Below are 6,223 nucleotides of genomic sequence, written 5' to 3' on the forward strand. Positions count from 1 at the left end.
CCCGGCACGCAGAGTTTTGCAACAACGCCGACCAGTGCATTGCTTGTATACCCCGCCGCATAGATGACGGGCAGGTGTGGAAGGAATTCAGCTACGGCGTCCGCGAGCTTCAGTCATCTCCGGTATGATGATATCGGTGAACAGAAGATCGACCCTCAGCCCATTGCGGAGGAGGGTTAGTGCTTTGGGGCCGCTGGAGGTGATCGCCGACGGATACTCCGGATCGAACAACCGGGCGCCATTTATGTTCTTGCTGTAGGAGGACCAACCTATGCCCAAAGAGATCGACCAGCGTGCCCAGCGTCATGACCCGGCGTCGACGCATACTCATGACTCGAATGATCGCCCAGACAACCAAACAAAGCAGCCTGGAAAGGTCGACAAAACGCCCGTCAGTCCCGCACAGACCCTTGAGGCGGAGGATGCTACGAAGAAACACAATCAGCGCGACGATGGCCGCGGGGAGGTTACCACCGACGAACCTCTCAAGAATATCGCGGACGCTAACAAGTAAGGGGAAGTCGGTACCAAAAAGGGGAGAGTAATCATGCGTAAGATTGCCCCGACGCGTGATAAACCGCGTAGCGCGAAGGCGTTCTTTTTCGTTGTCGCAGCAGCTTTCGGCGTTGCTGCTGCGATGGTTCTGTACATGTCGAGCCAGCAAGTTCCGGCTATTACCGGGGCCCAAGGCGTGGCTGCACCAGATGTCGAAGTCAGCACGCCTTAAAAGCTTGGCCGGAGCGTCAAAGTAAGCTGCACATGCCGACCGCGCTAAGATTTGTTGCTTGTACGTAAAGGAAGCAACTAGGCCTGATCTTTGTCGATCTTACTCTTTGCCCCGGCAACGGCGGCCTGTACAACATGCTCGACTTTGGATGCGATGGTATCGCCGCCCTGAGGCACGAGACCCTCATCCTTCGCAGTCTCAACTGCTGCGGCATAGCCGGCTTTCGCGGCATCGGTTCCACGATCCGCTAAATTCGCAGCAACGTCTGTGGCTTCATCCAACAAGCGATCTCGTGCCGGCCCTACCCAGCGATCCTCGACACTCGATCTCGGCAGCGCTGCGGCGATGACAGCTCCAGCTGCAAGCGCCAATGCCCCAAACAGGAGCGGCTGAGACTCCATCTGCTGCCCGGCCCGGCGCTGGAAGTCGGACGCTCGATCGCGCACCGCATCGTAGCCCTCATGAACAGCATGCTGAGCGTCATGCAGCCGACGATTGGCCGCGTCCGAATACTCGGCAACTTTTTCGCCCGCTTTCGAGGAATAGTCCGAGGCTGCATTGCGGGCCTGATCGGAATATTCGTGAATACGGTCTCCGAGCCCCTTTTCGGGAGAGCCAGCTTGCATTGAACGAGCGGTCCGGTCGTAACCGTGCTGCGGGGTCCGTCCGGTCGGTGTATACGGGAGACGCGGATCCTGTGGCTCTCTGCGTGCTACGCCGGTTGCAAGCAAAGCGAGACCAAGGCCAATCATACCGAAGGCAACGGGTTCGGCACGGATTTCTCGGCCTACGGCGACAAGGGTGCCACGGGCATCGTTGATGCCGACGAACCGCGTCGCATCATTGACGACATTTTCCACCGAAAGGCGGCTCTTCAAAGCGTCGAGAGTACTCTCGACGTTTGCGCGATTTGCTTCGACTTCGGCTTCGATCTTATCGGGAGAGTCGGTCATTTGAGTTGATCCTTTGCGAGCTTGGCGTCGCGGCTGGTCTGCTCGACCGCGCGTTCTGGAAGCAGGGTGGAAACGGAGAGATTCTTTTTGCCTCGGACCATCAGGATGGCACCGATGACAAACAGCACGCCACCGACGATAACGGCTGCCCAAGTCGGTCCGACCCAGTGTGCAAGTGCGAGGACAAGGGCCTGAAGCAATACGATCGCTGCGAGAAGCATGATGATTGCACCAGCGGCAAGCATCTCGGCACCCGCCGCGAGTTTGCGGCCTGACTCGTTGATCTCGGACCGGACCAGTCGACCTTCGCTGCGCACCAGTTCGGTTAGGTCGCGGACAAGGTCGCTTAGCAGTGTCGCGATGCCGCGAGGATCAGAGTCCCTGTTGTCATAGGCCATGCTTATCCTCCCGGCGCAGAGCCTCGGGTGAAGTATCCGTAACGCTGGCACCGGACGGCTCGCGCATCGTGCTGCCGGGTGTGCCGAATACCGGAGGTTCGGTGCCGGGATCGCGGGCCTGGCTCGCCGTGTATCCGGACTCTCGCTGAGCCCGGTAGGCCGGAGGCTGCGTATTATCGTCGCGGCGACGATCGTCATACTGCCCCGGCCGATATGGGTTAGATTGGTTTGAAGACCCATCTGCGTTCTTATGTTCCGACGCAGTCAGCAGACGCCCGACAGCAAGACCGGCGAGAATACATCCGCCGATGAAGATTGCCGGATTGGCGCGTGCGTAGGCAGAGACTGAGCGTGTCAGATCGCTGACGGATTGCCCGTCAAGTTCCGAGCTCAGGCTTTCAAGCACATCCGCCCCTTGGCCAAGAAGGGATGACGGAGCAGCACCGATGCCGCTTTCGGCTTTCGCGGCCTGTTCCTTGGATGCGTTGCGAAGGGTCTCTGCAAGGGACCGGAATTCCGCGCCCACGCCTGCCTTACGGCGGTCGAGCTCGTCGGTAACGACGGTTTTGATCGTTGACGCGCCTTCGGTCTTCAAACGCTCGGCATGGCCCGAAAGACGTTGGCGCGCATCCTCGTACTCGTGCCGTGCGGCATCCTTTAGGTCTTCGGTAGGTCTCTGGGTGTCGCCGGTCCGGTTTTGCTCGTTATCGGTCATCGCATGTTTCCTCCATTTGCCCGCATCGGGCATTCCTATGGATCAACGGCGTCAGGCCGGTCTGGTTCACTAAGACGGGCGACTTATACGGTATTCACGATCATCGACGTCTTTGGCGTGAAGCCCGGAATGGCCGGGAGAATTGAGCCGGAACATCAGGATCGAAGAGCAAGTTCCTTTAAGGCAGTGCCGCAACGCGGCGCGTTTCAAGGAAACCGAGGACGTCATGATCGATTATCCGACACCGCCCTATCCCGAACAACAGCAAGACATGCCAGGAACGACCGGCGCGATGACCCCGCGTCCGGATCATGGTGAAGAAAGCTATGCGGGGTCGGGCCGTCTGGCCGGTCTCAAAGCCGTCATCACAGGGGGCGATAGCGGCATTGGTCGCGCGGTTGCCATCGCCTACGCGCGTGAAGGAGTTGACATTCTTATCTCGTATTTGAACGAGCACGAAGACGCGAAAGACACTGCACGTCTGGTCGAGCAGGCGGGGCGCAAGGCAGTGCTGGTTCCAGGCGACATCAAAGAAGCAGCGCATTGCCGCAAGATCATAGATACGGCAGTCAACGAACTTGGCGGCCTCGACATACTCGTGAATAACGCCGCCCATCAGGCGACGTTTGATAGCGTTGCCGACATTCCGGACGAGGAGTGGGAGCTGACATTCAAGGTCAATATCCATGCGATGTTCTACCTCGTGAAGGCAGCCCTGCCGCACTTGAGCGCGGGCGCGTCGATCATCAACACCACCTCGATCAATGCTGATAAGCCAAACCCCGGTCTGTTGGCCTACGCAACAACCAAGGGCGCAATACAGAACTTCACGGGCGGCCTCGCGCAAGCGCTGGCCGAACAGGGTATCCGCGTGAACTGCGTCGCACCCGGTCCCATCTGGACGCCGCTGATCCCGTCGACGATGCCTGCGGAGAAGGTCTCGAAATTTGGCGAGCAGGTCCCGTTCAAGCGCGCTGGCCAACCGGCCGAACTTGCCGCCGCCTATGTGATGCTGGCCGATCCCCGGTCCAGCTACACCTCGGGCGCAACCATCGCCGTCACCGGCGGCCAGCCAATCATTTGAGGAGACGGATATGAAGGCTCTTACCTGGCATGGCAAAAGCGACATGCGCTATGAGACGGTCCCCGATCCGCAGATCGAGGACGCAAAGGATGCGATCATCAAGGTGACGTCCTGTGCAATCTGTGGCTCAGACCTGCATATCTACGACGGCGTCATGGCCTGCATGGAGCATGGCGACGTCATCGGCCACGAGACGATGGGAGAAGTGGTAGAGGTCGGCGCCGACACCAGCAAACTGAAGGTCGGCGACCGTGTCGTTATCCCTTTCACTATTGCCTGCGGCGAGTGCTTCTTTTGCCAACGTGGTTTTTTCTCGGGGTGCGAAAGGTCGAACCGCGACTTCGACAAGGCTAAGAAGATGTGGGGCAATTCGCCCGCTGGTTTGTTCGGCTATTCGCATTTGCTGGGCGGTTATTCCGGCGGTCAGGCGGAATATCTGCGGGTGCCTTATGCTGATGTTGGCCATATCAAGGTGCCGTCGAATCTTTCCGACGATCAGGCGCTGTTCCTGTCGGACATCTTCCCGACCGGCTATATGGCGGCGGAATTCTGCGACATCAAACCAGGCGACACGATCGCGATCTGGGGCTGCGGGCCGGTCGGACAGATGGCGATCCGGTCGGCCTTCATCCTTGGGGCGGAGCGGGTGATCGCCATCGACACCGTGCCCGAACGGTTGGCGCTTGCCGCCGCCGCAGGCGCCGAGGTGCTCGATTTTGCAGAGGCCGACATCTATGACGAGATCATGGCCCGCACAGAAGGGCGCGGCGCGGATGCCTGCATCGACGCAGTCGGGACCGAGCCAGACACCACATCGGGCTTCATGGCGGTAATCGACAGGATCAAGGTCGCGACCTTCATGGGCACCGACCGCCCGCATGTGCTGCGTCAGGCGATCATGTGCTGCCGCAACTTCGGCACCGTTTCCATCGTCGGCGTCTATGCGGGGTTCCTCGACAAGATGCCGATGGGATCGGCGATCAATCGCGGCCTGACCTTCCGCATGGCCCAGACGCCGGTGCAGCGCTACATGCCCAAACTCTTGGGCCTGATCGAGGAGGGGCGGATCGACCCGTCATTCGTCATCACCCACAAAGGCAAGCTGGAAGATGGGCCGGAGCTTTACAAGACCTTCCGCGACAAAGCGGACGGCTGCATCAAAGTCGTGCTGAACCCCTGAGCCCAAGGAAATGACAATGTCCGAAGACAAAACCAAGACCGTGAATGCCATCTTTGCCACGCGCGAAGCCGCAGACCGTGCCGTCGAACATCTGGTGCAGCAGCATGACCTGAACCGCGCAGATGTGTTCGTCGAGGCAATGGGCCCCGAAAATTCGGCAGGGACGGAAGAATCCGGTGGCGATGCCTCACCGGCGATGGGCGACGACGACCGTTCGGATGGCGCCCTCGCCGGGTCCATTCAAATCTCCGTGGATGTCACTGAAAGCGAAGTCGCGAAGGTCCGGAAGGCATTCGCCGACACCGGAGAGAGATCGCCGACGTGAGGTGACCCCCTAATGGGCGGGCGTCTTTTGCGCGCTCGCCCTGCCGGCCGCCGTGACGATGGGGACGACCGCAAGCAATATCCCCGATACGAGACAGCCGATCGGCAGAAGCCCAAGGGGCGTCACCTCGACCTCCGCATGAAGCCCGAGGGGTCTGGTGTGGAAAGTGAACGATGCGCGGTTTGAGTTTCGTTGCATCACGCCTCCGTCCACGCAAGGCAGCCCGCCGCCGGTCCGCGTCCAACCATGACCGCCCCGTGCAGGTATAGCCGCCACCACTCCGCATCCTCGGGCATGTCGAGCGCCCATACGCCTCCCGAGGCGTCTGTGGTGATGAGGTTCGCGCCGACCGCCTCTGCCGCGCGCGTGATCGAGGCGAAACTCGTATTCGGCGCAAAGGCAACGATTACCGGCCCCTTGGGCTCAACTATAGGAACGGCGTTGAGTGCCCCCATGCCGACTGCAGCCATTAGGAGTAAGATACGGATGCCGCGCATTGGGGGCGGAGGGCGGCGTAGGGCAAGAAGCCCGAGGGCGATCGGAACGAACCCAAAGGCCGCGACCCAGCCCAGATCCCAAAGCAGCGGGTTCGCGGCAGCATCCTTGATGCGGTGGATGCCCAGAACGCCGTGCGACAAAACGGCATCAAAGACATGCCATGACCCGAAGCCGATCAGCGTGTTTGCTGCCAAACGTTCAGGGCGCACATCCCCGCGCCATAGCATCCACAGGGCGATGATAAGCGCTGCGAACATGGCAAGATGAAACACGCCATCGGTCATGATCAAGAACCAGACATTCGCGTTCCAATCGGCGTTGTTGCAAAACTCTGCGTGCCGGG

10 protein-coding genes are annotated in these 6,223 nt (G+C 60.1%); 5 read left to right on the forward strand and 5 right to left on the reverse strand.

Annotated elements, in window-relative coordinates; translation table 11 throughout:
* Positions 1-271: 271 nt before the first annotated feature.
* Both CN97_RS19510 and CN97_RS19515 read left to right on the forward strand, forming a co-directional pair.
* Positions 272-514 (forward strand): hypothetical protein, encoded by a 243-nt coding sequence (locus tag CN97_RS19510; protein WP_035715214.1) that lies wholly within the window; start codon positions 272-274, stop codon positions 512-514.
* Between the two features lie 33 nt (positions 515-547).
* Positions 548-727: a hypothetical protein gene (locus CN97_RS19515; RefSeq protein WP_035715218.1), complete on the forward strand. Its 180-nt coding sequence runs from the start codon at positions 548-550 to the stop codon at positions 725-727.
* Between the two features lie 77 nt (positions 728-804).
* Here the strand turns inward: CN97_RS19515 and CN97_RS19520 are convergent, their stop codons facing one another.
* From CN97_RS19520 to CN97_RS19530, 3 genes are read right to left on the reverse strand one after another with little or no spacing between them, the layout of a single operon-like run.
* Positions 805-1,680 carry a DUF3618 domain-containing protein gene (locus tag CN97_RS19520; protein WP_035715220.1) on the reverse strand — a complete coding sequence of 292 codons (876 nt, stop codon included), beginning with the start codon at positions 1,678-1,680 and terminating at the stop codon, positions 805-807.
* Positions 1,677-2,078 carry a phage holin family protein gene (locus CN97_RS19525; protein ID WP_035715222.1) on the reverse strand — a complete coding sequence of 134 codons (402 nt, stop codon included), beginning with the start codon at positions 2,076-2,078 and terminating at the stop codon, positions 1,677-1,679. Before CN97_RS19525 ends, CN97_RS19520 begins: the two co-directional genes overlap by 4 nt.
* Positions 2,068-2,793: a hypothetical protein gene (locus CN97_RS19530; protein ID WP_035715224.1), complete on the reverse strand. Its 726-nt coding sequence runs from the start codon at positions 2,791-2,793 to the stop codon at positions 2,068-2,070. The genes CN97_RS19525 and CN97_RS19530 overlap by 11 nt, the downstream gene beginning before the upstream one ends.
* Before the next feature lie 226 nt (positions 2,794-3,019).
* Here CN97_RS19530 and CN97_RS19535 point away from each other — a divergent pair, with 226 nt between their 5' ends.
* Genes CN97_RS19535 through CN97_RS19545 form a run of 3 tightly spaced genes read left to right on the forward strand, consistent with a single transcriptional unit; the run spans position 3,020 to position 5,382 of the window.
* Positions 3,020-3,877 carry an SDR family oxidoreductase gene (locus CN97_RS19535; protein WP_035715226.1) on the forward strand — a complete coding sequence of 286 codons (858 nt, stop codon included), beginning with the start codon at positions 3,020-3,022 and terminating at the stop codon, positions 3,875-3,877.
* 10 nt (positions 3,878-3,887) lie between these two features.
* Positions 3,888-5,057 (forward strand): zinc-dependent alcohol dehydrogenase, encoded by a 1,170-nt coding sequence (locus tag CN97_RS19540; protein WP_035715228.1) that lies wholly within the window; start codon positions 3,888-3,890, stop codon positions 5,055-5,057.
* 16 nt (positions 5,058-5,073) lie between these two features.
* Positions 5,074-5,382: an RNA-binding protein gene (locus tag CN97_RS19545; protein ID WP_035715231.1), complete on the forward strand. Its 309-nt coding sequence runs from the start codon at positions 5,074-5,076 to the stop codon at positions 5,380-5,382.
* Positions 5,383-5,391: 9 nt separating this feature from the next.
* Here the strand turns inward: CN97_RS19545 and CN97_RS19550 are convergent, their stop codons facing one another.
* Complete coding sequence (locus CN97_RS19550; RefSeq protein WP_035715233.1) at positions 5,392-5,580, reverse strand: hypothetical protein; 189 nt, start codon at positions 5,578-5,580, stop codon at positions 5,392-5,394.
* On the reverse strand, positions 5,580-6,223 hold a 644-nt coding region (locus tag CN97_RS19555), incomplete at its 5' end, for a DUF2243 domain-containing protein (RefSeq protein ID WP_051911493.1). The genes CN97_RS19555 and CN97_RS19550, both read right to left, overlap by 1 nt.

Origin of the sequence: Haematobacter massiliensis (genome assembly GCF_000740795.1) — a bacterium.
In the GTDB taxonomy this organism is placed as follows: Bacteria; Pseudomonadota; Alphaproteobacteria; order Rhodobacterales; family Rhodobacteraceae; genus Haematobacter; species Haematobacter massiliensis.